The 25,243-nt window shown below is 72.9% G+C and carries 20 protein-coding genes, 1 tRNA gene and 1 riboswitch; of the genes, 9 read left to right on the top strand and 12 right to left on the bottom strand.

Annotated elements, in window-relative coordinates; translation table 11 throughout:
- Positions 1–39 precede the first annotated feature (39 nt).
- Positions 40–831 carry an IclR family transcriptional regulator gene (locus ACFYMO_RS10120; RefSeq protein ID WP_388545495.1) on the top strand — a complete coding sequence of 264 codons (792 nt, stop codon included), beginning with the start codon at positions 40–42 and terminating at the stop codon, positions 829–831.
- A gap of 98 nt (positions 832–929) precedes the next feature.
- Here ACFYMO_RS10120 and ACFYMO_RS10125 read toward each other — a convergent pair.
- Positions 930–1,003: transfer RNA gene (locus tag ACFYMO_RS10125), tRNA-Lys, on the bottom strand.
- 103 nt (positions 1,004–1,106) lie between these two features.
- Positions 1,107–2,117: a DUF3533 domain-containing protein gene (locus tag ACFYMO_RS10130; protein ID WP_388545498.1), complete on the bottom strand. Its 1,011-nt coding sequence runs from the start codon at positions 2,115–2,117 to the stop codon at positions 1,107–1,109.
- Positions 2,118–2,263: 146 nt separating this feature from the next.
- Between ACFYMO_RS10130 and ACFYMO_RS10135 the strand changes: the two genes are divergently transcribed.
- The 3 genes from ACFYMO_RS10135 to ACFYMO_RS10145 all read left to right on the top strand — a co-directional run bounded on the left by ACFYMO_RS10135 (position 2,264) and on the right by ACFYMO_RS10145 (position 7,678).
- Positions 2,264–3,394: a winged helix DNA-binding domain-containing protein gene (locus ACFYMO_RS10135; protein ID WP_366769739.1), complete on the top strand. Its 1,131-nt coding sequence runs from the start codon at positions 2,264–2,266 to the stop codon at positions 3,392–3,394.
- Positions 3,395–3,644: 250 nt separating this feature from the next.
- Complete coding sequence (locus tag ACFYMO_RS10140; RefSeq protein WP_366769738.1) at positions 3,645–5,657, top strand: cellulose synthase catalytic subunit; 2,013 nt, start codon at positions 3,645–3,647, stop codon at positions 5,655–5,657.
- A complete protein-coding gene (locus tag ACFYMO_RS10145; RefSeq protein ID WP_366769737.1) occupies positions 5,654–7,678 on the top strand; it encodes a kelch motif-containing protein in 2,025 nt (674 codons plus the stop codon). Before ACFYMO_RS10140 ends, ACFYMO_RS10145 begins: the two co-directional genes overlap by 4 nt.
- 72 nt (positions 7,679–7,750) lie before the next feature.
- On the opposite strand, the gene ACFYMO_RS10150 is transcribed toward ACFYMO_RS10145, so the two are convergent.
- Positions 7,751–8,800, bottom strand: coding sequence for a glycoside hydrolase family 6 protein (locus ACFYMO_RS10150; RefSeq protein ID WP_388545501.1), 1,050 nt, complete (start codon positions 8,798–8,800; stop codon positions 7,751–7,753).
- A 218-nt stretch (positions 8,801–9,018) separates the two neighbouring features.
- The gene (locus ACFYMO_RS10155) at positions 9,019–9,798 is read right to left on the bottom strand and encodes an HAD-IIA family hydrolase (protein WP_019357046.1); all 780 of its coding nucleotides are present in this window, start codon (positions 9,796–9,798) and stop codon (positions 9,019–9,021) included.
- 225 nt (positions 9,799–10,023) lie between these two features.
- Between ACFYMO_RS10155 and ACFYMO_RS10160 the strand changes: the two genes are divergently transcribed.
- The gene (locus tag ACFYMO_RS10160) at positions 10,024–11,100 is read left to right on the top strand and encodes a Gfo/Idh/MocA family oxidoreductase (RefSeq protein ID WP_366769735.1); all 1,077 of its coding nucleotides are present in this window, start codon (positions 10,024–10,026) and stop codon (positions 11,098–11,100) included.
- 63 nt (positions 11,101–11,163) lie between these two features.
- Here ACFYMO_RS10160 and ACFYMO_RS10165 read toward each other — a convergent pair whose 3' ends face one another.
- The 3 genes from ACFYMO_RS10165 to ACFYMO_RS10175 form a co-directional block, all read right to left on the bottom strand.
- Entirely contained in the window at positions 11,164–12,894 is a 1,731-nt protein-coding gene (locus tag ACFYMO_RS10165) for a protein kinase (RefSeq protein WP_366769734.1), read from the bottom strand.
- 211 nt (positions 12,895–13,105) lie between these two features.
- Complete coding sequence (locus tag ACFYMO_RS10170; protein WP_366769733.1) at positions 13,106–13,975, bottom strand: fumarylacetoacetate hydrolase family protein; 870 nt, start codon at positions 13,973–13,975, stop codon at positions 13,106–13,108.
- Positions 13,976–14,182: 207 nt separating this feature from the next.
- On the bottom strand, positions 14,183–15,616 hold the full coding sequence (locus tag ACFYMO_RS10175) for a DUF445 domain-containing protein (RefSeq protein WP_366769732.1): 1,434 nt from the start codon (positions 15,614–15,616) through the stop codon (positions 14,183–14,185).
- 352 nt (positions 15,617–15,968) lie between these two features.
- Between ACFYMO_RS10175 and ACFYMO_RS10180 the strand changes: the two genes are divergently transcribed.
- Positions 15,969–17,267: an SGNH/GDSL hydrolase family protein gene (locus ACFYMO_RS10180; RefSeq protein WP_366769892.1), complete on the top strand. Its 1,299-nt coding sequence runs from the start codon at positions 15,969–15,971 to the stop codon at positions 17,265–17,267.
- A 32-nt stretch (positions 17,268–17,299) separates the two neighbouring features.
- Here the strand turns inward: ACFYMO_RS10180 and ACFYMO_RS10185 are convergent, their stop codons facing one another.
- Genes ACFYMO_RS10185 through ACFYMO_RS10195 form a run of 3 tightly spaced genes read right to left on the bottom strand, consistent with a single transcriptional unit; the run spans position 17,300 to position 20,061 of the window.
- Positions 17,300–18,340: an ATP-binding cassette domain-containing protein gene (locus ACFYMO_RS10185; RefSeq protein WP_388545507.1), complete on the bottom strand. Its 1,041-nt coding sequence runs from the start codon at positions 18,338–18,340 to the stop codon at positions 17,300–17,302.
- Positions 18,341–18,386: 46 nt separating this feature from the next.
- Positions 18,387–19,262 carry an ABC transporter permease gene (locus ACFYMO_RS10190; protein WP_388545510.1) on the bottom strand — a complete coding sequence of 292 codons (876 nt, stop codon included), beginning with the start codon at positions 19,260–19,262 and terminating at the stop codon, positions 18,387–18,389.
- Positions 19,255–20,061, bottom strand: a complete 807-nt coding sequence (locus ACFYMO_RS10195) for an ABC-2 family transporter protein (protein WP_366769730.1) — start codon at positions 20,059–20,061, stop codon at positions 19,255–19,257. The genes ACFYMO_RS10190 and ACFYMO_RS10195 overlap by 8 nt, the downstream gene beginning before the upstream one ends.
- A 219-nt stretch (positions 20,062–20,280) precedes the next feature.
- Here ACFYMO_RS10195 and ACFYMO_RS10200 point away from each other — a divergent pair, with 219 nt between their 5' ends.
- Both ACFYMO_RS10200 and ACFYMO_RS10205 read left to right on the top strand, forming a co-directional pair.
- Positions 20,281–23,124 carry a transglycosylase domain-containing protein gene (locus tag ACFYMO_RS10200; RefSeq protein ID WP_366769729.1) on the top strand — a complete coding sequence of 948 codons (2,844 nt, stop codon included), beginning with the start codon at positions 20,281–20,283 and terminating at the stop codon, positions 23,122–23,124.
- A 194-nt stretch (positions 23,125–23,318) separates the two neighbouring features.
- Positions 23,319–23,386: riboswitch (guanidine-III (ykkC-III) riboswitch) on the top strand.
- 29 nt (positions 23,387–23,415) lie between these two features.
- On the top strand, positions 23,416–23,736 hold the full coding sequence (locus tag ACFYMO_RS10205; RefSeq protein ID WP_366769728.1) for a multidrug efflux SMR transporter: 321 nt from the start codon (positions 23,416–23,418) through the stop codon (positions 23,734–23,736).
- 79 nt (positions 23,737–23,815) lie between these two features.
- Here the strand turns inward: ACFYMO_RS10205 and ACFYMO_RS10210 are convergent, their stop codons facing one another.
- Both ACFYMO_RS10210 and ACFYMO_RS10215 read right to left on the bottom strand, forming a co-directional pair.
- Entirely contained in the window at positions 23,816–24,118 is a 303-nt protein-coding gene (locus ACFYMO_RS10210) for a co-chaperone GroES (protein ID WP_051271644.1), read from the bottom strand.
- Between the two features lie 73 nt (positions 24,119–24,191).
- The gene (locus tag ACFYMO_RS10215; protein ID WP_366769727.1) at positions 24,192–24,542 is read right to left on the bottom strand and encodes a DUF3618 domain-containing protein; all 351 of its coding nucleotides are present in this window, start codon (positions 24,540–24,542) and stop codon (positions 24,192–24,194) included.
- A gap of 217 nt (positions 24,543–24,759) precedes the next feature.
- Between ACFYMO_RS10215 and bcp the strand changes: the two genes are divergently transcribed.
- Positions 24,760–25,236 (top strand): thioredoxin-dependent thiol peroxidase, encoded by a 477-nt coding sequence (gene bcp / locus ACFYMO_RS10220; RefSeq protein ID WP_019357033.1) that lies wholly within the window; start codon positions 24,760–24,762, stop codon positions 25,234–25,236.
- The last annotated feature ends 7 nt before the right edge of the window (positions 25,237–25,243 follow it).

The raw sequence follows: 25,243 nt of genomic DNA on the forward strand, positions 1-25,243 counted from the left end.
GGTAACGGTACAAACGGTCACAACCTCCAGGGGGACACCGTGTCACTGCTCCAACCACCCGGAGGCCCGTCCGAGGAGCCGGGACGGGAGCCGGTCACACCCCTCGGCTCCGTACAGCACGCCCTGCGGGTGCTGGAGACCGTCTCCCGGCACCGCAACGGTGTCACCGAGGACGTGATCGCCCGCCGCGCCGAGCTGCCCGCCGACCGGCTCGAGCAGCTGCTGCGGATGCTGTGCCGCGAGGGCTATCTGACCCGGCTGGAGGACGGCTCCTACGTCGTCGGCGAGGCACTGATGCTGCTGAGCTCCGGCATGGACCGCAGCCAGGCGCTCCGGGCACGGCTCCAGAGCACCCTGGACGAACTGCGGGACACCGTCGGCGCCGCCGTCTACTTCGGCCGCTACCGGGACGGGGAGCTGGAGAGCGCCCAGGTCGCCGACGGTCCCACCACCCCGGCGGTCAACCAGTGGGTGGACTTCCGCTCGGCCGCCCACGCGACCGCGCTCGGCAAGTGCCTGCTCAGCCAGCTCGACCACGATCGCCGGCTGGACCACCTCTCCCGGCACCGGACCCCGCGGCTCACCTCGCGGACGATCACCGACGAGCGGCTGCTGCTGACCGCACTCGACCGGCAGCCCTCGACCGTCCCGGTGCTGGACCTCCAGGAGTACGCCGTCGGCACGGTCTGCGCCGCGGTACCGGTGACGGCGGGCTCCGCGGTGAGCTGTCTGGCGCTCTCCCTGCCGGTCACCCAGGCGCACCGGCTGCGCAGAGCCGCCGAGATGCTGAGCCAGCGGGCGGCGCCGGTGATGCTGTCGCTGGCGATCTGACCCGTCCCGGACCCGCCCGGACCGACGCGCCCTGCCACCGTCCAGACACACAAAAAGGCTGCGGCTCCCCGACAGTCGAGGATCCGCAGCCGAATTTGTGCGCCGCCAGGGACTCGAACCCCGGACCCGCTGATTAAGAGTCAGCTGCTCTAACCAACTGAGCTAGCGGCGCCCGTCGCCGTTTCCGGCCGACAGGGGAAATACTACCCCCTCCCCACGGGTGCTGATGACCAGCTCCCGGCCGCGGCCAACCCGCGCGGGGCCCGGGCCCGGCGTCAGAGCGGGAGGGTCAGGCCCGGCTCCCGGCGCCGCACCGATCCCGCCATCAGCAGCGCCGCGCCCGCCGCCGCCCAGACCGCCATGACCAGCAGCGGAGTGCCGAGCGCGTGACCGGAGAAGTACACGATGTCACGTACCGCGCTCGTCCCCGCACCGGTCGGGATCCACTCGCCGACGGCCCGCCAGAAGGGCGGGATCAGATGCCGCTGGAAGGCACCGCCGGCGCTCGGGTTGCCGAGCACCACGAAGACGAGCACCGCGACGCCGATCCCGACCACCCCCAGGAACGCCTCCAGCGCCAGGGTGCACGCAGCCGTGCCGAAGACCAGCAGCGCACCGACCCACCACAGCGCCACGAAGTGCCCCGGCAGCGCATGCAGCACCGGGTCGACGACGATCGCGCCGCCGAGCCCGGAGAGGACGGCGTACACCGCCGTACCGGCCAGCCGCAGCGCACCCAGCCCGGGCCGCGCGGGGCGGGTGCCGGCCGCCACTCCCATCAGCGAGGCCAGCAGATAGCCCCCGACGAGCCAGCCGACGATCAGGTAGAAGGCGGTCAGGCTCTCGTAGTCCTGCGGTCCGGACGGCGCGATGTCCACCACCTTCAGCCGCCGGCCCTGCGCGTCGGCCACCCGCTCCCCGACCCGGCGCAGCGCCTGGGCCTGCGGGCCGCCCGCACCGGAGGCCACCAGCAGGGTGTCCGCGCCGCCGCGCGGGTCCATCAGGTAGGCGCCCTCCGCCTTCCGGTCCAGGATGCGCGCGCGGGCGGCGCGCTCGTCCTCGACGGCGGTGACGGACAGCGGGTCCCCGGGGAGCCGGTCGAGCCGTTCGGCGGCCTGCGCGGGCGCGACGACGGCGACGGGGACGCCCTGCGGCCGGGGGTGGTGGAAGGCACCGATGTAGGAGACGAGGAAGCCCAGTTGGACCAGGAGGACGCCCAGCACGAGCACGAACGTGCCGGGAGAGAGTGCGCTGCGGCCTCCGGCGCCGGGGGTGGCACTGTACATGGACTCATTCCCCTATGGGTGCTCTCTTGAGTAGTTGTCTCCATCCATACCGCATGGTCCGGTCCGTTTCCCCGTGTTGGGCCTCCGGGCGCGCCGCACCCCGGACCGCGTGGCGCGCCGCCGCACCATCGGCGAGACTCGACGCCATGCCCGCTCTCCTGACGCGGCCGGCCCTGAGCCGCGCCCTCCTCGCCCGGCAACTCCTGGTCGAACGCGCCCGGATGCCGGTGCGCGACGCCGTCGAGCACCTGGTCGGCATCCAGGCGCAGGCGCCCAGACCGCCGTATTTCGCGCTGTGGAGCAGGCTGGCGGACTTCGACCCGCAGGAGCTGTCGCTGCAGCTGGAAGGCCGCGGGCTGGTCCGGCTGAGCACCATGCGCGGCACCGTCCACCTGGTCAGCGACCGCGACGCGCTGCAGTTGCGGGCGCTCACCCAGCCGCTGCACGAGAGCGCGGTACGCACGAACCTCGCCAAGCGGCTCGGAGGCGAGGACCCCTGGCAGGTGGCGGAGGCCGCCCGGGAACTGCTCGCCGAGCGCCCGCTGACCGGCAGCGAGCTGGGCGCCCGGCTCCAGGAGCGGTGGCCCCATCTGGAGGCCCGCCCGCTGTGGATGACGGCCCGCTACCTGCTGCCGCTGGTGCAGTTGCCGCCGCGCGGGCTGTGGGGGCGCTCCGGGCAGCCGGTGCTGGACACCGTCGAGCGGTGGCTGGGGCGGTCGCCGGCCGCCGAACCCGGGGTGGAGACGATGGTGCTGCGCTATCTCGGCGCCTTCGGCCCGGCCTCCGCACGGGACGCGCAGGCCTGGTCCGGGCTGACCCGGCTCGGCGAGGTGCTGGAGCGGCTGCGGCCGCAGCTGCGGGTCTTCCGGGACGAGGCGGGCCGGGAGCTGTTCGACCTGCCCGACGCGCCGCGGCCCGACCCCGAACTGCCGCTCCCGGTCCGCTTCCTGGCCGAGTACGACAACATCGTCCTCTCGCACGCCGACCGGTCCCGACTGCTGGACGAACCCGTCCGCCGCACCCTGGCCGGCCGGAACGGGCAGGTGCCCGGCACGTTCCTGGTGGACGGCCGGGTGCGGGGCATGTGGAAGGCCGACACCTCCCGCAAGGCAGCCCGCCTCACGCTCACCCCGTTCGAGGAACTGGACGAGGCTGCGGAGCAGGCGCTGGCCGAGGAGGGGGAGCGGCTGCTGGCGTTCGCCACCGACGGCCGCCCGGGCCCGCACACGGTCACCTTCGCCGCCCGCGCCCTGCCCGGCACCGCCTCCGCGCGATGACCACGGATCGATGACGCTTCCGTCACATCTGGTGGCCCCATAACACCCCAACGGCACGAAACCGCCCGTGCCGGCCTTGCGTTCGTGTGCCGAGTTGTAGAACCTGACGTGCGTTCACCGAGCGGTCCGTACCGTGCACGGGGACACGGGGACACGGAGACCGAGCGACACCGCGCGCCGCGGGGCGGGGGCCAGGGCGCGGCATCGGCACGAGAGCACGCCTCTGCCGGGGCGTGCGGGGGAACGACACATGACCACGCCACCCGAGGGCGCCCGGCATCCGCAGCCGCCGGAGCACGACGACCAGGATCCGACGCGCACGGCGCAACTGCGCATACCCCGGCCGGCCGCCCGGGCCATGGCCCCCGCGGCGCAGCACGCGCCCGCACCGTCCCGGACCCGCGCGCGCCGGCCCTCCGCGCACCCCTGGGAGCGTGCCGCTCCCCGCTACGACTACGAGCACTACAGCCGACTGGCGGGCCCGCTGCGGCAACCCGACCCGGCGGGGCCCCACCGGGTGCGGTACCGCAGCCTGCTGGCCGACGAACCGCACCGGTTCCGCGCCGGGTTCCTGCTGTGCCTGGCACCGCTGCTGTCGGCGGCGCTGCTGGTCTGGCTGCTGCAGCCGGACCACTGGACCCGCCGCGACCCGGGTGAGGTCTCCGACCTCGTTCTCAAGCTCGATGTGGTGATGCTCGTCTCGATCGGGCTGATCGAACTGTTCCGCACCCTCAACGTCCTCTCCAACGCGCACGCCACACTGGTGGCCCGGGACCCGATACCCGTGGTGCCCGAGGCCGGTACCCGCGTCGCCTTCCTCACCTCGTTCGTGCCCGGCAAGGAGCCGATCGGGATGGTCACCAGGACCCTGGAGGCGGCCATCCGGGTGCGGCACCGCGGCACCATGCACGTGTGGCTGCTCGACGAGGGCGACGATCCCGAGGTCAAGGAGGTCTGCCGGCGGCTGGGGGTGCACCACTTCTCCCGCAAGGGCACCGCGCGGTGGAACACCGGCAAGGGCGCCTTCCGCGCCAGGACCAAGCACGGCAACTACAACGCCTGGCTCGACGCGCACGGCGACGACTACGACTTCTTCGCCGGGGTCGACACCGACCACGTTCCGCTGCCCAACTACCTGGAGCGGATGCTGGGCTACTTCCGCGACCCGGACGTCGGCTTCGTCATCGGCCCGCAGGTCTACGGCAACTACGACAACTTCGTCACCAAGGCCGCCGAGAGCCAGCAGTTCCTCTTCCACGCCCTCATCCAGCGCGCCGGGAACCGCTACCGGGCGCCGATGTTCGTCGGAACCAGCAACGCCGTCCGCATCTCCGCGCTGAAGGCCATCGGGGGGCTGTACGACTCCATCACCGAGGACATGGCCACCGGCTTCGAGATGCACCGCCACCGCAACCCGGCCACCGGCAACACCTGGCGCTCGGTCTACACCCCCGACGTGCTCGCCGTCGGCGAGGGCCCCAACGCCTGGACGGACTTCTTCACCCAGCAGCTCCGCTGGTCCCGCGGCACCTACGAGACGATCCTCAAGCAGTACTGGCGCGGCCTGGGCAGCATGCCGCCGGGCAAGATGTTCAACTACACGCTGCTGATGCTCTTCTACCCGGCCTCCGCGCTGAACTGGATCCTGGCCGCGCTCTCCTGCGCGCTCTTCCTGGGCCTGGGCGCTTCCGGCGTGCAGATCGACCCGGCCATCTGGATGGCGCTGTACGGCAACGCCACCGCGCTGCAGATCGGGCTCTACATCTGGAACCGGCGGCACAACGTCTCCCCGCACGAGCCGGAGGGCTCCGGCGGACTGGCCGGGATGCTGATGTCCGCGCTGTCCGCGCCGATCTACGCACGCTCCCTCTTCGACACGGTGCTGCGCCGCAAGAGCAAGTTCGTGGTCACGCCGAAGGGCGACTCGGCCAGTCCCGACACGCTGTTCGGCACGTTCCGGGTGCACCTGTTCTTCATCGCCGTCTTCGGCGGCTCCTTCGTCGGTTCCCTCTTCCTGGGGCACGACCATCCGGCGATGCTCACCTGGGCCGCGCTCGCGCTGCTGATCACGGCGGCACCGATCGTGGGCTGGCGGTCGACCGTCCGCAGCGAGAAGCGCCGCAGGGCGCGCAGGGCCCGCCGGCACGCCTCCGGAACCCGGACGGCGGCGGCTGCTCCGGCCTCATCCGCGTCCGCGCCCTGGCCCACGCCCGTCCACGACCAGCATCCGCACCACACCGCGTTTGGGGGACAGGAAGGATGACGAACCGACGGAGCCGCCGCCGCGCCGCGAGCGCCGGGAAGCGGCGGGCCCGGCGCATAGCCATCGGCACGGCGGTCGTGCTGCTCGTCGCCGGGTTCAACGGCCCGGCGCTGTACAGCTTCGCCTCGGCCAAGTACCACGACTACGAGATCAACCAGCCCGAGTACAAGGCCGCGAAGGGCCACTGGCAGATCGTCGACATCCCCGAGAAGTTCCGGATCAACACGATCCACGCGGCTCTGCTGCACACCGGCAAGGTGCTGCTGGTGGCGGGCTCGGGCAACGACGCGAAGAACTTCAAGGCCAAGAGCTTCCGCACGGTCCTGTGGGACCCGGTGCGCAACACCTTCAAGAACATCCCCACCCCCAACGACCTGTTCTGCTCGGGGCACAACCAGCTGCCCGACGGCAAGCTGCTGGTCGCGGGCGGCACCCAGCGGTACGAGACGCTGGAGGGCGATGTGGAGAAGGCCGGGGGGCTGATGTTCCTCTACAACGAGAACCCCGACAGCGGGAAGACGATCAAGAAGGGCACCCGCTTCACCGGGCGGAAGAGCGGCAAGACCTTCGTCGCCCAGCACACCGTGCTCCTGCCGCGGGCCAAGAAGCGGAAGGACCCGGAGACCGGCGAGGTCGAGACCGTCCACAGCGTCACCCGGGTGTACGCCGAGGCGGCGAAGAAGGGCCGGAAGTACCAGACGGGCACCGAGGACCAGTACCGGGTGCACGGCCTGGAGGGGGCCTGGAAGCGGAACGTCTACGGGGTGGCCCAGAAGATGTCCTTCGACAAGAAGGACTTCCAGGGCATCAAGGACGCCTACGAGTTCGACCCGGTGGCCGAGCGCTACATCACGGTCGACCCGATGAACGAGGCCCGCTGGTACCCCACCCAGCTCACCCTCCAGGACGGCAGGGTGCTGACCGTCTCCGGGCTGGACGACATCGGCCAGGTCGTCCCCGGCAAGAACGAGATCTTCGACCCGAAGACGAAGAAGTGGCACTACCTGCCCAGGACGCGGTTCTTCCCCACCTACCCGGGGCTGCACCTGGTCGGCCAGAACCGGGTCTTCTTCAGCGGCACCACCGCCGGGTACGGCCCGGCCGACAAGGGCCGCACGCCCGGCATCTGGAACCTGGAGACCAACAAGTTCACCGAGATCCCCGGCATGAGCGACCCGGACGTGCTGGAGACGGCGATGTCCGTGCCGCTGCCTCCCACCCAGTCGCGGAAGTTCATCGTCGAGGGCGGGGGCGGCGTCGGCGAGTCGGACAGGACGACGGACAAGACGCGGATCGTGGACCTCTCGTCCGACACCCCACGGTTCCGCGACGGGCCCGACCTCTACGACAAGGTCCGCTACCCCAGCAGCGTGATCCTGCCGGACGACACCGTGCTGACCACCAACGGATCGGGCCGCTACCGGGGCAAGAGCGACAGCAACGTGCTGAAGGCCGCGATCTACGATCCGAAGAGCAACGAGTTCGAGGAGGCCGCCGCCCCGCTGGTCGGCCGCAACTACCACTCCGGCGGGCTGCTGCTGCCGGACGGCCGGGTGATGACCTTCGGCTCGGACTCGCTGTACGCGGACAAGGCCAACACCAAGCCGGGCGAGTTCGACCAGCGCATCGAGATCTACACCCCGCCCTATCTCCATCAGGGCAAGGAGCAGCCGCAGTTGCGCACGGCCGACGCGGACGCCGCCGAGAACCTCGCGCCGGGCGACCGCGTCTCCTTCCGCAGCGAGGACGCGGCCTCCTTCGAGCGGCTGCGGATGGTGCGGCCCGGTTCGTTCACCCACGTGACGAACGTGGAGCAGTCGTCGGTGGCCCTGAAGATGAACACATCCCGGGACGGAACGGTGACCACGACCATCCCGGACGACCCGTCGCTGGTCACTCCCGGCTGGTGGATGGTCTTCGGGGTGGACGCGGACGGCGTGCCCTCCAAGGCCCAGTGGGTGAAGGTGGGCATCGACCCGGACGCCGCGCACACCACGGTGACCACGGGCGACCCGGAGTAGGCCGCCTGCCGTCGGGCCGGCTCCGCACCCGCGAGGCACCCCCGGGAGCGCGGAGCCGCGCCGGCCGGCCGGCTACGACCGGTCCCCGTCCTGCTCGTCGGTGTTGCGGGCCAGTTCCAGGGCGTACTCCGGCCACCAGGTCCCGGCCTTCGGGCCGCCGCGGCACTCGCCGTCCGACTCCCCCGGGCGCTTGATCCACAGATAGGCGTCCACCAGGTCGTGCCCCGTCCTGGTGGTGGGCGCCTCGCCCAGGGCCCGTCCGGGCGGGTTGCACCAGCTCTCCTCGCCGCCGCGCAGCGGCCCGTTGCCGTTCCGGCTGGTGTCGACGACGAAGTGCTTGCCCCCGACCTTCGCCGACAGCCGCTTGCCGTGGGCGATGTTGGAGGCGGTGGTCTGGAAGTTGGAGACGTTCAGCGCGAAACCGTCGGCCTGCTCGATCCCGGCGCGGTCGAGCGGCTCGGCCAGCGCGCCGGGGTCGCGGACCCAGTCCGGATTGCCGGCGTCCAGATAGACCGTCGTGCGGGGCAGCCGCTTGAGCCGGGCGACGGCGTCGGCCAGCAGCCGGTAGCGCTCCGCGCGCAGCTTCGGCGCGGCGCACGCGCCCGAGACGGTGTGCGCGAGAGCGTCCGGTTCCACGATCACCGTGGCGGCCCGGCTCCCGATGCCCTTGGCGACCTTCTCCAGCCACGCGCGGTACGCCGCGGCGCTCTCGGCCCCGCCCTTGCTGTACTGCCCGCAGTCGCGGTGCGGCACGTTGTAGAGGACCAGCAGCGCCTCCCGGTCCGCGGCGGTGGCGGCCTCGGTGACGCGCGCCGCGTGACCGCGCGGGTCGGCGGGGCCGAGCCAGTCGGCCACCGGCTGGGCGGCGATCTTCCGCAGCTCGCTGGCCCGCACGGATGCGCCGTCCCCGGCGTCGGTACGGGCCTGCCGCGCGGCGTTCCCCCCGGGGTCGACCCAGTAGGGGACGACGGACCTGGGGCGCTGCCGCACCACGGAATCCGACTCGGACCCCGCGCCGTCCGGGGCGTCCGGGGCGGAACAGCCGGCCAGCAGCAGGGCTCCCGCCAGCGTGCTCCCCGCGGCCCCCCGGGCGCGCGCGGGACTCCGGGCGCTGCCGTACATCCACTCCCCCTCGGCTGTACTGCGGGCGTCGGCCGGGTCGCCGGACCGCCGCGAACCGCAGCGGTGCGGGCCGCGGACCGGCCGCAGCGTCGGGCCATCGTGTCACAGAAGACGCCGCGTACGGCCGAATTCCGGCACCCGGGCGGACCCGTCCGCCCGAGCGGGAGCCGCTGCCCCGCGGCGGCGGTGCGCGGGGCAGCCGGAGGACCGGGAGCGGGTCAGACCCGGTCGACGAGATCCGCGATGGAGTCGACGACGCTGGAGGGGCGGTAGGGGTACCGCTCCACCTCGTCGGGCCGGGTCAGCCCGGTCAGCACCAGGAAGGTCTCCAGCCCCGCCTCCATCCCGGCCCGGACGTCGGTGTCCATCCGGTCGCCGATCATGGCGCTGGTCTCGGAGTGGGCGCCGATCGCGTTGAGACCGGCGCGCATCATCAGCGGATTGGGCTTGCCGACGAAGTACGGGTGCTGGCCGGTGGCCTTGGTGATCAGGGCGGCGACCGACCCGGTGGCGGGCAGCGCGCCCTCGGCGGAGGGGCCGGTCTCGTCCGGGTTGGTGGCGATGAAGCGGGCGCCGTCGTTGATCAGCCGGATGGCCCGGGTCAGCGCCTCGAAGCTGTAGGTGCGGGTCTCGCCGAGCACGACGTAGTCCGGGTCGGCGTCGGAGAGGACGTAGCCGATGTCGTGCAGGGCCGTCGTCAGCCCGGCCTCCCCTATGACGTAGGCGGTGCCTCCGGGGCGCTGGTCGTCCAGGAACTGCGCGGTGGCCAGCGCGGAGGTCCAGATGTTCTCCGTCGGCACGGTCAGCCCGATGCGGGCCAGCCGGGCGTGCAGATCCCGGGGTGTGTACATCGAGTTGTTGGTGAGCACCAGGAACGGCCGCCCCGACTCCCTGAGCCGCTTGATGAACGAGTCGGCGCCGGGGACGGGGATCCCCTCGTGCATCAGCACACCGTCCATGTCGGTGAGCCAGGACTCGATGGGCTTGCGCTCTGCCACGGATGGACTCCTGCCAGGTCGTGGTGGTCCGGCCGGCGGAGGAGCGTGCCCGGGTACGCCGGAGCACGGAACCGGCCGCCGCGCTCAGCGTAACGGCAGCGGCCGGTGCAGGTCAGCCGGGGCGCAGGCGCTCCGGTGCCGGAGAGCGCCGGGAAGCGCCCGCGGCCGGCCGAAGCGGGCGGCCGGGTGCGTGCTCCGGGCCGCGGGCTTTGCGAGGGTGGGGGCATGAACCGCATGGACACCACCGCCACCCCGCTCCGCGTCGGACTGCTCGGCTTCGGGCTGGCCGGATCGGTCTTTCACGCCCCGCTGATCGCCACCACGCCGGGGCTCGTGCTGGACACCGTCGTCACCTCCGACCCGGAGCGCCGCAAGCGCGCCCGGGAGGCGGGCGCTCCGGGCGACGAGGTGCGGACGGTCGCCTCGGCGGACGAACTGTTCGCGGACGCGGACCGGCTCGATCTGGTGGTGGTCGCCACCCCGAACCGCACCCATGTGCCGCTGACGCACCGCGCCCTGGACGCGGGACTGCCGGCCGTGGTGGACAAGCCGCTGGCGCCCACCGGTGCCGAGGCCCGCGAGCTGGCGGCGACGGCCGAGTCCCGGGGGCTGCTGCTGGCGCCGTTCCAGAACCGGCGCTGGGACAACGACTTCCTCACCCTGCGCTCGCTGCTGGCCGAGGACGCGCTGGGCGAGGTGTTCCGCTTCGAGTCGCGGTTCGAGCGCTGGCGGCCCCGGCTGAAGGGCGGCTGGCGCGAGTCGGGCGACCCGGAGGAGGTGGGCGGGCTGCTCTACGACCTGGGCAGCCACGTCGTCGACCAGGCGCTGACCCTCTTCGGCCCGGCCGCCTCCGTCTACGCGGAGTCGGACGTGCGGCGGGCGGGCGCCGCGGCGGACGACGACACCTTCATCGCCATCACCCACGAGAGCGGCGTCCGCTCCCACCTGTGGATGAGCGCCACGGCGGCCCAGCTCGGGCCGCGCTTCCGGGTGCTGGGCAGCCGCGCCGCGTATGTGAAGTACGGACTCGACCCGCAGGAGAGCGCGCTGCGCGGGGGCGCGCGCCCGGTCGAGGGGGCGCCGTGGGGGGTGGAGCCGGAGGACGCCTGGGGCACGCTGGGTGCGCAGGACCCGCCCGGCGCCCTGCGCACCGTGCCGACGCTGGACGGTGACTACCCGGCCTTCTACGACGCGGTCGCCGGTGCGCTGCGCGAGGGCACGCCGCCGCCGGTGACCGCCCACGAGGCGGCCGCGGCCCTCCAGGTGCTGGAGACCGCGCGGTCCTTCGCGCGGGGCGGCTAGGACGCGACCCGCGGGCCGGGCGGGCCGTCGCCGGCGTGCGGAGCGGCTGTGCCGCCCGGTTCGTCAGCGCCGGGTGCACGCCCAGGCGATCGTGCGGCCGCCGCCCGCGCGTCCCCGGGCCGCCAGCTCGGCCGCGGCCCGCGTCCGGCCGTGGCCGCCCCAGTAACGGTGGTTGTTCGGGTTGTAGGCGACGGCACCGCAGCCGTTGGCGAAGGAGACGAGGACCTTGCAGCCGGGGCCGGAACAGTGGGACATCGCGCCCCGCTCGGCGGCGCTGCGCGAACTGTGGTCCCAGGACCTGCCGTTGCTGCCGTCCTGCCCCACTGCGATGGCCCCGTAGTAGTTCCGGGGCGGCGCGGAGGTCGGTTCGGGTGCGGGAGCCGGAGCGTCGTACGTCGGACGGGACGCGGCGTCGGTCTCCGGCGGGTCGTCGTCGGTCGGCCTGGTGTAGGTCGGCGTACGGGTCGGCCCGGCGTCTGCCGGGTCCGTGCCGCCGGTTGTCCCCGAGGTGAGGCGGCCCGGCGTCGAGTCGCGGTCGGTCAGCAGCCGACTCGCGGAAGTGGTGGGCCTCGCGTCGGAGAGCTGGTCCGCATCGGACGGCTCGTCCTTTTCGGACAACAGCACTGCCGCGAGGACCACGGCGCCGATGGCGACGGCGACGCCCCCCAGGGTGCGGCCCGGCGTCGACCCACCCGGGCCCGGGTCCCTCCTCGGGGCGGTGCCCGGGCTCTGGCTGCGCCCGGGAGTGGGCCGCCGGCTGTTCCCCGACTCGTTCGCCCGCGCGCCCGCTGCCTGCCGCCTGCCCCCGGACCGCCCGTCCCGGGTCGCGCGCCTGGTGTGCCCCGGCACGTCCGAGGTCCAACTGCGGGTGACGGTCTCCGCCTCCGCCTGGTCGGCGGCTCGCTGGAGACGGCTGCCTTCCTCGGCGTACTGGTCGATCAGCGAGGTCCAGCCGCTCGGCAGGGCGCGGGAGCCTCGCCGGGCGAAGCGCCGGATGAGCTGCTCGGCGGTCGGCCGGTCCTCGGGCCGCACCGCGAGGCAGTCGCCGACCACCCCGGCGAGGCCCGCGGGCAGGCCGTCCAGGTCGATGGCCGCCCGCCGTACGTGGTTGAGCTGCTGCAGCGGTTCCTGGGTCTCCGGGTACGGCAACCGGCCGCAGGCCACGTAGTAGAGGGTGACGCCGAGCGCGTAGATGTCGGAGGCGAACGTGCTGGACTGCCCCTCGGCCTGTTCCGGCGCGGCGAAGGCGATGGTGCCGAGAGTGAGCCGGGTGCTGGTGAGGTCGCCGGCGTGCGAGATGCCGAAGTCGATGACCCTCGGCCCCCTCGCGGTCAGCAGGATGTTGAGCGGCTTCACGTCCCGGTGCACGATGCCCTTGCCGTGCAGCTCCGCGAGCGCCCGCAGGATGCCGGGGGCGATCCGGCGCACCGCCTCCTCGTCCCCGAGGGGCCCCTTCTGCACCACGAGTGCCTCGAGCGAGGGCGCCGGTACGTACTCCATGGCCATCCAGGGCCGCTCGGCCTCGACGTCGGAGTCGAGTACCCGGGCGGTGTAGGTGCTCCGGACGCGGCGGGCGAGCCTGGTCTCGCGGCCGAAGCGCTTGCGGGCCTCCTCGCTCACCCCGCCCGGGGCCAGCAGTGTCTTGACGGCGACGATCCGGCCCGTGTCGGGGTGCCGGCCGAGGTAGATCACCCCCATACCGCCGGTGGCCAACTGGCCCAGCAGTCGGTAGGGCCCGAGTTGGCGCAGCTCACCACTGAGCGCGAACACACCCATCCCGAACGGCTCTGTCACTGTCCCGCCCCCGTCCCCGTCCCCCGTGCCCTGCGTTCCGGACGTGGGTATGGTCGCACGCAACTGGCCCTGCATGAGGTCGAGTTCGGGTCGCAACTCGGCCGCGGGCTGGGCGATCCGGACGGTCCCGGCCAGTCGGTCCGGGCGGTCGCACGCTCCGGGCGCCCGGAGCGGCCCCGTGCTCGGCGGGGGCGCCCCGGGCGCGGCGCGGCTAGGCCGATGTCATGACCTGGCGCTGCCGGCCCAGGCCCGCGATCTCCAGTTCGACGACGTCGCCGTCGCGCAGGTAGGGCTTGGGCTCCGGCATCCCCATCGCGACGCCCGCCGGAGTGCCGGTCGAGACGATGTCGCCGGGGTGCAGGGTCATGAAGTGGCTGAGGTGCCGCAGCACTTCGGCGACCGGGAAGATCTGGTCGGCGGTGCTGCCGTCCTGGCGCAGTGTGCCGTTCACCCACAGCCGCATGGCCAGCGCCTGCGGGTCGGGTACCTCGTCGGCCGTGACCAGCCAGGGGCCCAGTGGGTTGAAGGTCTCGCAGTTCTTGCCCTTGTCCCACTGCCCGCCGCGTTCGAGCTGGAAGGCGCGTTCGGACACGTCGTTGCCGACCGCGTACCCGGCGACGCAGGCCAGCGCCTCCTGGTCGGATTCCAGATAGCGGGCGGTGCGGCCGACGACGACGGCCAGTTCGACCTCCCAGTCGGTCTTCCGGCTGCCGCGCGGGATCAGCACCGGGTCGTGCGGGCCGACGACCGTGTCGGGGGCCTTCATGAAGACGATGGGTTCCTCGGGCACCGGGGCGCCGGTCTCCCGCGCGTGGTCGTGGAAGTTCAGCCCGATGCACACGATCTTGCCGATGCGGGCCAGTGGCGGCCCGATGCGCGGCCCCCCGGGCCCGGTGCCCGCCGCCGCTCCGGGCAGCTCCCCGGCGGCGGCCGCCGCGCGCACCCGGTCGAGCGCGGCGGGGCCCGCGAGCAGTTCGGGGTCGATGTCGGGGACGACCCCCGAAAGGTCGTGCAGGGTTCCGTCCTCGTCCAGCAGCGCGGGGCGCTCGGCTCCCGCAGGTCCGACGCGGAGCAGTTTCACGTCGCTCTCCCTCCCAGGCGAATCAGCAGATCGTCCAGGAGGGCGTTCAGAACCACAAGAGAGAGTTCACGTACTGGACCGTAGCATCCGTAATACGGAAGTAGCCTGGCGTTTCGCGGCGCTGAATCCGGTATTTTCGTCATTGCGATGTCCAGGCGGACCGCGTTCCGCGCCGCACGGACGACGCGCCCCGGAGAGCGGGCGGGCCTACGCCCCCGCCAGCCTGGCCACCGTGTGGATGGCCAGCCCGGCCAGCGAGCCGACCACCGTGCCGTTGATCCGGATGAACTGCAGATCCCGGCCGATATGGGCCTCGATCTTCCGCGAGGTGTGCTCGGCGTCCCAGCTCGCGACCGTCTCCGAGATCAGCGAGGTGATCTCGCCCCGGTAGGTGGTCACCAGATGCGCGGCGGCGCCCTCGATCCATCCGTCCACCTTCGACCGCAGCCGGCCGTCGGCCGCCAGCCGGCCGCCCAGCGACAGCAGCGCCGCCCGGGCCCGGACCCGCAGCTCGCTGCGCTCGTCCTCGGCGGCGGCCACCAGCATCGCCCGCACGGCACCCCACACCGAGGCGATCAGGTCCTGCACCTCGGCACGGGCCAGCGTCTCGTTCTTCAGCCGCTCCACCCGGGCGCGGGTGTCCGGGTCGGCCTGCAGGTCGGTGGCGAAGTCCCGCAGGAAGCGGTCGACGGCGCCCCGCGCGGGGTGGTCGGGCATGTCCCGCATCTCCGTGACGAAGCGCAGCAGTTCGCGGTAGACCCGCTCCCCGACCCGCCGGTCCACGAACTTCGGCGTCCAGCCCGGCGCACCTCCCGCGACCGCGCCCATCACGGAGTCGCCGTGCTCGTGCAGCCACTCGGCGGCCCGGGTGCACACCAGGTCGACCACACGGCGGTGGCCGCCGTCCGCGACGATCCGCTCCAGCATCGCGCCGAGCCCCGGCGCCACCTCCTTGGCGGTGGCGCGGCGGGTGATCGCCTCGCTGACGACGGCCTGGACGTCCGCATCCCGTAGCACGGTGAGCGCCCCGCGCAGCGCGGTGGCCAGCTCGGCCGTCACCCGGTCGGCATGCTCGGGGCGGGCCAGCCAGGCACCGAACCGGCCGCTGATCCCGACCGCGTGCAGCCGCTCGCGCACCACGTCGGCGGAGAGAAAGTTCTCCCCCACGAAGTCGCCGAGGCTGCGCCCGAGTTGGTCCTTCTTGGTCGGAATGATCGCGGTGTGCGGGATGGGCAGCCCCATCGGATGCCGGAAGAGCGCCGTGACCGCGAACCAGTCGGCGAGCGCACCCACCATCCCGGCCTCGGCGGCCGCCGCGACATAGCCGCTCCAGGGTCCGGCTCCGGCGTGCTCCGCCCAGGTGGCCGCCGCGAAGACCGCGGCCATCAGCAGCAGCGCCCCGGTGGCGATGGCCTTCATCCGCCGCACCCCGCGGCGGCGCTCCTCGTCGGCCGGGGTGAGCCCCCCGGCCCCGCCCGGCCCCCGCGGTCCCGCAGCGCCCGCACCCGCGGCGCCACCCGAGTGGTCCAGCGCCGGCTCTCCGGTTCCCGAGGCGCGGCGCCCGGCGGGCCGGCCGCGTGTGATCGCTCTCACGTGAGCCTCCTCATGATCGGGGTGCCCGCCCTCGGTCGCCCGGTCCATCCGCTCCGCCCTCCCCCTGGATCGTCCCTGGCCACGCCCCGCATACCGGCGGAACACCGGGGAACCCTCGCTACCGTCCGCGCATCGGATCACCGCCCGGCGCGGGGAAGGACATTCTCCCTCCACCGGCCGCGCGTGGAACGGAGCGAGGCTCTGCCGCGTCTGTGTGGGCGGCAGTGCAGAACATCAGGAACCAGCAAGGTGGTGCCGGGGGCCGGCCCGTCGAGGGCCCGTCCGGCGTACGGCCCCCGACAGGGCGCCGCACCCCGATCGTGGGATCATGGCACCGCAGACCGACCGGAGCCGCGGGCTCCGTGCAGCCCGAGGAGAACGAGCGCGCGTGACCAGGAACATGGGCTATGCCCTGCTCGCCGGACTGGCGGCGCTCGTGGTCCTCGTCTCGACCGCGATATTCATCGGGGCGGGCAACCGTGACAACGGGCGGGGCGAGGAGTCGCCGCGGGCACGCAACTCGGCCGCACCCGCCTCCTCCGGGAACTGGGTCGGCACCTGGTCGGCGGCGCCCGCCGCGGCCGAACCGCGCAGCCGGGACGGCTTCGCGCACATGTCGATCCGCAACGTCGTGCACACCTCGGTGGGCGGCACGGGAGCCCGGGTGCGGCTCTCCAACCTGTTCGGCAACCGGCCGCTGACCATCACGCACGCGAGCGTCGCGCTGGCCGCGGCCCCCAGCAACCCCACGGCAGCGGCGGGCAGCATGCGCCGGCTCCGGTTCGGCAACAGGACCTCGGTCACCATCCCGGCCGGCGGCGAGGTCACCAGCGACGCGGTGCGGCTGAACGTGCCGCATGCGGCGGACCTGCTGGTCACCACCTACTCCCCCACGCCCTCCGGGCCGGTCACATACCACCCCTACGCACGGCAGACCAGCTATGTGGCCACGGGCGACCGGGCCGAGGACACCTCGGGCACCGCCTTCAACCAGCAGAGTCCGTACTGGCGTTACCTCACCGGGGTGGACGTGTGGAGCTCCGAGACGCAGGGCGCCGTCGCGGTGCTGGGCGACTCGATCACCGACGGCATCACCTCCAGCCCCGGCGCCAACCGGCGCTGGACCGACTTCCTGGCCGAGCGGCTGCGCACGGAGCGCGACGCGCCCCGGCTGAGCGTCCTGAACGCGGGTATCAGCGGGAACCGGGTGCTGGTCGACGGCAGCAAGTACTCGCCCAACAACGGACCGAGCGGGCTGACCCGGATGAGCCGCGACGTGCTCTCCCGCACCGGGCTGAAGGTGGTCGTCGTCGAGATGGGGCTCAACGACATCATCAAGCCGCCGCGGCAGCGCGATCCGCAGCGGATCGTGAACGGGCTGCGGGATCTGGTGCGGCAGGCGCACACCCGCGGGCTGCGGGTCGTCGGCGCCACGCTCACCCCCTTCGGCGGGCACCGCGGCTACAACCCGCGCATGGAGGCCGTGCGGCAGGGCGTCAACGCCGAGATCCGGAAGGGGAAGGTGTTCGACGCCGTGGTCGACTTCGACGCGGCCCTGCGCGACCCGGCCCACCCCGAGCGGCTGCGCGCGGCGTACGACTCGGGCGACCATCTGCACCCGAGCGACAACGGGTACCAGGCCATGGCCCAGGCGATGGACCTGCAGAGCCTGAAGGGGTCACGGCCCGCGACTCTGTGAGAACAGACGGGCGGCTCCCCGGGACGGCCGGGTCAGCCCGCGTACATCCGCGCGATCACGTCCTCGATGGCCGGTTCGCGGAGGGAGAGGTCCACCAGCGGGTACTCCGCCGCGAGCCTGGCGACCAGCGGAGCGGCGCTGGCCGCGGCGGGAAAGGCCAGCCACTGGCGCGGGCCCTCGGTGCGGACGGTGCGGGCCCCCTCCAACCCCGCTATCGGCGGCAGCTCGTACTCCAGGTCGACGACCAGGGTGCGCTCGCCGCGGCCGGCTTCCTGGAGGCCGCCGAGCGAGCCGTCGTACAGCAGCCGGCCCTGGTCGATGACCACCACCCGTTCGCACAGGTGCTCGATGTCGCTCAGGTCGTGCGTGGTCAGCAGCACGGTGGTCCCCAGCTCCGCGTTGAGCGCGGTCAGAAAGCCGCGCACCCGGGCCTTGCTGACGACGTCCAGGCCGATCGTGGGCTCGTCCAGGTAGAGCACGTCGGGATCGTGCAGCAGGGCCGCGGTGATGTCGCCGCGCATCCGCTGCCCCAGCGAGAGCTGCCGGACCGGCACGTCCAGCAGGTCGCCCAGTTCCAGGAGTTCCACGCAGCGCGCCAGGTTCTCCTCGAAGCGGGCGCGCGGGATCCGGTACATCCGGCGGACCAGCGCGTAGGAGTCGCGCAGCGGCAGGTCCCACCAGAGCGTGGTGCGCTGCCCGAAGACGACACCGATGCGCCGCACCAGCCGGGTGCGCTCCTGCCACGGGTCCACCCCGGCGACCCGCAGCCTGCCGGTGGAGGGGGTCAGGATGCCGGTGAGCATCTTGATGGTGGTCGACTTGCCGGCGCCGTTGGGTCCGATGAAGCCGACCATCTCACCGCGGCGGAGTGCGAAGGAGATGCCGTCCACGGCCCGCACCGAGGTGGCCGTGCGGCGCAGCAGGCCACTGCGACGGCGCACCGTGAAGGTCTTGGTCAGCTCCCGTACGTCGATGAATCCGGCGTCCGCGTCACCCGCGGCGCCCCTGTCACCCGTACTGTCCGCGTCACCCGCGGCGTCCACATCGCTCACTGCTCTCGCGTCCCTCCTCATCTCTTCAGGACCCCAGGGCTCCGGGGCTCTGCGGCTCCGATCCCGGTCAGCTTCCCGTGCTGCGGTAGGAGCGCAGCCCCGCCCGCCACGCCGCGCCCGCCACGGCGCAGCACAGCAGCGCGACGGCGGGGGCGGCCAGGTCGAGCCCGTCCGGCAGGCCCAGGGGATCGTCCCGGCCCAGCACCCGCAGCGCCGGCAGCCAGTTGACGAAGGCCAGCGGCACCACGAAGGTCACGCCGCGCACCAGTTCTTTGCCGAAGACGGTGGGCGGGTACTGGAGCAGCGTCGTACCGCCGTAGGTGAAGGCGTTCTGCACCTCGGAGGCGTCCTGCGCCCAGAACTGGAAGGCGCCGCCGACGACGAACACGCAGCCGAAGATGACGGTGCCGCACAGCAGCATGGAGATCAGCAGCGCGACCCGGCCCGCGGTCCACTCCAGCTCCAGCCGGGAGACCGCCCAGCCCAGCACCAGGGAGCCCTGGACGATCCGGCCCAGCCGGCGCAGCGCGAACCGGTCGGCGGCGAGCTGGCTGAGGACGGGCACCGGGCGGGTCAGCAGGACGTCCATGGTGCCGTCGCGTACCCGGCGGCCCACCCGCTCCGCCGACCCCAGCAGCAGGTCCGACAGGCCGAAGGCGACGGCGGAGGTGCCGTAGAGGAAGGCGACCTCGGGCAGCGTGAAGCCGCCCAGCGCGTCCACCTGGCCGAACATGAGCATGATGGCGGCGAAGTCGAGAGCGGTCGTCGCGAAGTTGGCCGCCAGCATGATCACGAACGAGGTGCGGTACGCCATCGTCGAGCGCACCCACATCGCGGCGATGAAGCAGTAGGCCCGCACCGCCCAGGCCGCGCGGCCCAGCGCGGCGCCGAGCGCGCCGCCGCCGGTTCCGGCGACGAGCGGCCGCCGGTCGGTCTCAGCCACCCTGGACCACCACCTTGCGGGTCGCGACGGCTTGCAGGAGGCGTCCCGCGGCCAGCAGCACCGCTGCCCACCCGGCCTGGAAGGCGAGCCCGGCCGCCGCGCCGCCGGGGTGGGTGCCCAGCAGCACGTCGGCGGGCACCTGGAGCATCGCGGCCCACGGCAGCAGCCGCACCGCGTCGCCGAAACCGCCCGGGAAGACGGACAGCGGCAGCAGCATCCCGGAGAAGAAGACGCTCAGCAGCCCGGACAGCGCGCCGAGGCCCGTCGCGTCCAGCAGCCAGAACCCGCACAGCGCGAACAGGTAGCGGACCGCGAAGCTGACCACGATCGCCAGCAGCACCGCGGCCAGGAAGCACAGCCATGTACCCGGGGAGGCGGGCAGCGCCAGGTCGAAGACGAGGGAGCCGAGCGCCAGCGGCAGCACGCCGCGGCCGAGCAGTTGGAAGAGGGCCCGCCCCAGGTCGGCGGCGAGCCACCAGGTCTGCAGGTCGACCGGCCGGTAGAGGTCGATGGCGACGTCGCCGTTCCTGATCCGCTCCTGGAATTCGTCCTGGAAGCCGCCGCCCATCAGCGCCGCGGCGGCCAGCAGTGCCTGCCCGGTCCAGACGAAGGTCAGCGCCTGGCTCTGGTCGTATCCGCCCAGGTGGGGGCGCTCGTGCCACAGGGCCAGGAACGTATGGGCGAGAATGAAGCCGAAGACGGTGTTGGTGAAGACTCCGGCCGCCGTGGCGACGCGGTAGGTGGCATAGCGACGGAAGCCGCTCAGGGCCACGGCGAAATGGAGACGGAGCAGATGCATCCTTTCTGGCCCCTCCACCGTCTCTTCCATAGCACTGCCGTGCGAAACACCGCGCGTGGACGAAGCCAGCGAGCCTAGTCCACGGGCCGGGTGGACGACCATCGAATATCCACCGGGCCGGGCTACGGCCCCGCGGCCGTTCTCCGGTACGGCGGGTGCGAAAGTGTTCTACGGGGCGTACGAGCATCGCCCGCCATTGGACGAGGAGTCCCTGCAGACATGAGTGACGAGCCGAACCGCGACGCCGACGGCCGGGAGCCGGAGTCGGACGGCCCGCCAGCGCAGCCCCCCCGGCAGCAGCCGGACCCGGCCGAGGCCGAGAGCGCCGCGGCTGCCGAGGGGGGTGCGGGGACCCCGCCGGAGCGCACGGCGGCCGACGCGCGCCCGGGGCAGCCCGCGGAGGGCACCGCCCCGAAGGCCGCCGCGCCGGAGCCGGACGCGCGGGACGAGCAGCCGGGCGCGCAGAGTGCGCAGCCGGGCGCCGCGAAGGGGAAGCCGGGCGCCGCGGACGAGGAGCCGGCCGGGGCGCCGGAGCGCTCCATATCCGCGGCCGAGCAGTCCGCCCGCTCCGGGCAGCCCGCGACCCCCGAGACATCCGCGTCGCCCCGGGAGCCGGAACCGGACGGACGGTCCGCTCCGGCGGGGGCGTCCGACCCGCCCGAGAAGCCCGCACCGCCGTCCCCGGCCGACCCGGCCGCGACTGCCGCCGTTCCCCTGGGGCAGGGCCCGGCCGGGGACGGTCCCGCATCCGAGGAGAGCGGCAGTCTCATGGCGAACACCCCCGAGGCGGAGCAGGGCAAAGCCGCCAAGAAGGCCAAGAAGGCCAAGAAGAAGCAGCAGCGCCGACGTACCGGCTGGCGCAGGCTGCTGCCCACCTGGCGGATGGTGCTGGGCGCCTTCCTGCTGGTCGTCCTGGCGGTGTCCGGCGCGCTCGTGGCCGGATACCTGCTGGTGAGCATTCCGGCCCCGAACGAGGCCGCCGCGGCCCAGACCAACGTCTACCTGTACGCGGACGGCAGCCAGATCGCCCGGGACGGCGACATCAACCGGGAGAACGTCACCCTCGGCAAGGTGCCGAAGACGACCCAGCACGCGGTGCTGGCCGCCGAGGACCGCGACTTCTACCACGAGTCCGCCGTCGACCCGCAGGCGATGGCCCGCGCGGGCTGGAACATGGTGACCGGCGGCGAGCGGCAGTCCGGCTCGACGATCACCCAGCAGTACGTGAAGAACTACTACCTCAGCCAGGACCAGACGGTCACCCGCAAGGCCAAGGAGTTCTTCATCGCGCTGAAGCTGGACAACGAGGTCAGCAAGAACGACATCCTGCAGGGCTACCTCAACACCAGCTACTTCGGCCGGAACGCCTACGGTATCCAGTCGGCCGCGCACGCCTACTACGGCAAGGACGTCGGCGAGCTGACCGCAGGCGAGGGCGCCTACCTGGCCGCGCTGGTCAACTCGCCCAACGCCTACGACACCCGCGCCCACCCGGAGAGCAAGGACCGCGCCGTCGCCCGCTGGAACTACGTGCTGGACGGCATGGTCAAGGAGGGCTGGCTGAGCAAGAGCGACCGCACGGGCATGAAGTTCCCCGAGCCGCACAAGGTCAAGCCGCCCCGGAACCTGTCCGGCGAGCGCGGCTACCTCGTGGACGCGGTCAAGAACTACCTGATCGGCAACGAGATCATCGACGAGCGGCGGCTGGCGGCCGGCGGCTTCCGGATCACCACCACGTTCCAGCCGAAGAAGCAGAAGGCCATGCGGGACGCGGTCGACGACGAGCTGATGGCGAAGCTGGACCGGAAGAACCGCAAGGTCGACAGCTACGTCCGCGCGGGGGGCGCCTCGGTCGACCCGAAGACCGGCAAGGTCGTGGCGATGTACGGCGGCATCGGCTACACCAAGCAGTACACGAACAACGCGACCCGCCGGGACTACCAGGTCGGGTCCACGTTCAAGCCGTTCCTGTTCACCTCTGCCGTCCAGAACCGGTCCACCACCCAGGACGGCCGGCTCATCCGGGCCGACACCGTCTACGACGGCACCAACAAGCGCGAGGTGGTGAGCGACGGACGCGGTACGGGGTACGCGCCCGCCAACGAGGACCAGCACTCCTACGGGAAGATCCCCGTCTCGACCGCGATGGACAAGTCGGTCAACAGCGTCTTCGCCCAGATGGGTATCGACGTCGGCCCCAAGAACGTCAAGGAGACCGCGATCGACCTGGGCATCCCCGAGGACGCGCCCAACCTGACCGAGAACGGCTCCATCGCGCTCGGCGTCACCACGGCCTCGGTGCTCGACATGGCGGAGGCGTACGCCACGCTGGCCAACCACGGCAAGCACGGCCACTACAGCATGGTGGAGAAGGCCACCCGCGGCGGTGAGGTGATCAGCCTGCCCGACCCCGACCCCGTGCACGCCGTCCCCCGGGAGGCCGCCGACTCCACGACCGCCACGCTGCGCAGCGTCGTCCAGGGCGGCACCGGTACCGCGGCCCAGGCCGCGGGACGCCCGGCCGCGGGCAAGACCGGCACCGCCGAGGAGGACAAGGCGGCCTGGTTCGCGGGCTACACCCCGGACCTGTCCACCGTCGTGGCGGTGATGGGGCAGAACCCGAAGACGGCCGTCCAGGAACCGCTCTACGGAACGGGCGGCCGGCCCCGCGTCAACGGCGGCGGCTTCCCGACCCAGATCTGGGCCGCCTACACCAAGAAGGCGCTGGAGGGCCGCCCGGCCAAGGACTTCGACCTGGACACGGCCGGCAAGGGGAACGTGTCGCCCAGCCAACCGCCGTTCAGCACGGATCCGTCGAGCCAAGCGCCGTCGGACCGGCCGAGCGACGAGCCCTCGAAGCCCGAGGAGCCGAGCGACCGGCCGTCGACGCCGACGACCCCGCCCTCCAGGCCGCCGTCCAGCCCGCCCCAGAGCCCTCCGGCCACGGGCGGCGCCGACAGCGGCGGCAGCGGCGACCCCGGCGGCGGGGACGGCGTCGTCGGCGGGAACGGGAACGGCGGCCCCGGGGGCGACGCCGCCTCCGGGGACCCCGGCGGGCTCTGAGGCGGCACTCCTCCGGGGGCCGGTGGGCGTCGTGCCGCCCACCGGCCCCCGGGCCGTTCCCGGCGACATTCCAGGGTGACCTGCCCCGGTGACCTGCCCGGTGATCCACTGCCCGCGGTGCACGGACGCCCCCGCGGGCCACCGGCGGGTGAGCCGGGCCACCACCCCCGGGCGCCCGGTTTGCTACGGTCCTGGGACCGGCCCCGTTCGCGGGCCGGTCCCGACGAGACGCGCCGTACCGGGCCCGGAACGACGACGCACCCCCGCAGTCGAACTCACGGAGGTGCCGTCATGGCCTGGATCCTGCTCGTCGTCGCCGGTCTCGTCGAGGTGGCCTGGGCGATCGGCCTCACTTTCACCGAGGGCTTCACCCGGCTGTGGCCCAGCGTGCTGACGGCCGCCGGGTTCGCCACCAGCATGGTGCTGCTGGCCCTCGCCGTGAAGACCCTGCCGATCGGTACCGCCTACGGCGTCTGGGTCGGCATCGGCGCAGCGGGCGCCGCCGTCGTCGGCATGCTGGTGCTGGGCGAGCCGATGACCGCGGCGCGGGTCTTCTTCATCGCGCTGCTGCTGGTGGCCGTGGTCGGCCTCAAGGCCACCTCGGGCCACTGACCGGGCGGGGCCGGGCCACGGAACCGGGTCGCCGGCAGGTCCGGGGGGCCGGCAGGCCCGGCGGGCGGTTCGGGCGGTCCTAGAGGTACAGACCGGTGGAGTCGTCGGTGTCCTGGAGGCGTTCGGCGGCCACGGCGTGCAGATCGCGTTCGCGCATCAGGACGTAGGCGACTCCCCGCACCTCGACCTCGGCACGGTCCTCCGGGTCGTAGAGCACCCGGTCCCCGGGCTCCACCGTGCGCACATGCTGGCCGACGGCGACCACCTCGGCCCAGTCCAGCTTGCGTCCCACGGCCGCGGTCGCGGGGATCACGATGCCGCCGGAGGAGCGGCGCTCACCCTCGCCGGTGTCGGTCCGCACGAGCACGCGGTCGTGCAGCATCCGGATCGGCAGCTTGTCGTCGTGCGCGGGGGAGGAGGTCTTTGGGCTCACCGGGAGACCGTATCTCAGCGCCTCACTTGCGGTGGCGGCGAGCCCGCCGCCCGCCGGGCCTGCGCCGGGAGGAGAGGGTGAGGGCGCCGCCGACCAGGACGGCGGTCAGCACCGCGGCCGGCAGGACACGCTCCAGCCGCGGGGCACCGTCCTCGCTGACGAACTGGGCCCGCACGTCGGACACCGCGCGGTTGGCGACCACGTACGCACGCCCCGCCGTGCGGTCCACCGCGGCGGCGGCCCGCGCCTTGGCGTCGCCGACGATGGTCTTCGGGTGAACGCGCACGGCGATCTCGTCCAGCGCGACGGCGAGTTCCTGCCGCCTGCGGATGATGTCCGCCTCGATGTCCGCGGGGGTCCTGGCTTCCGGCACCGAGCTGCCTCCGTCGCTGTCAGTCCTGCGTCCTACCGTGTGTCAGCGGCCATCCTGTCAGCTCGCCGGGGCCGCCGCCCCACGGCACCCCCGATCGACGGCCTCCGGCTACGCTCGGGCAGGGTCGGCCCCGCCGCCACCGCGGAGACGTACCGCATGTGCAGGTGAGTACCGCGGCGGCCGCCGGAGGAAACCCACAGGAGACGAAGGAGCCCCGATGAGCGCACGACTCGAGCCCGGCGACACCGCCCCCGACTTCACGCTGCCGGACGCCGACGGCAAGGAGGTCTCGCTGTCCGGCCACCGGGGCCGCAAGGTGATCGTCTACTTCTACCCGGCGGCGCTGACCCCCGGCTGCACCAAGCAGGCCTGCGACTTCACCGACAATCTCGAACTGCTGGCCGGTCAGGGCTACGACGTCATCGGCGTCTCCCCCGACAAGCCGGAGAAGCTGGCGAAGTTCCGGGAGCAGGAGTCGCTGAAGGTCACCCTCGTCGGCGATCCCGGCAAGGAGACCATGGAGGCGTACGGCGCCTTCGGCGAGAAGAAGCTCTACGGCAAGACCGTCACCGGCGTCATCCGCTCCACCGTCGTCCTGGACGAGGAGGGCCGGGTCGAGCGGGCGCTGTACAACGTGAAGGCCACCGGGCACGTCGCAAAGCTGCTGCGGGACCTGGGGCTGGCTTCGGAGTGATCGTGCG

It is taken from the genome of Streptomyces sp. NPDC007025 (assembly GCF_042869455.1).
Taxonomy (GTDB): Bacteria; Actinomycetota; Actinomycetes; order Streptomycetales; family Streptomycetaceae; genus Streptomyces.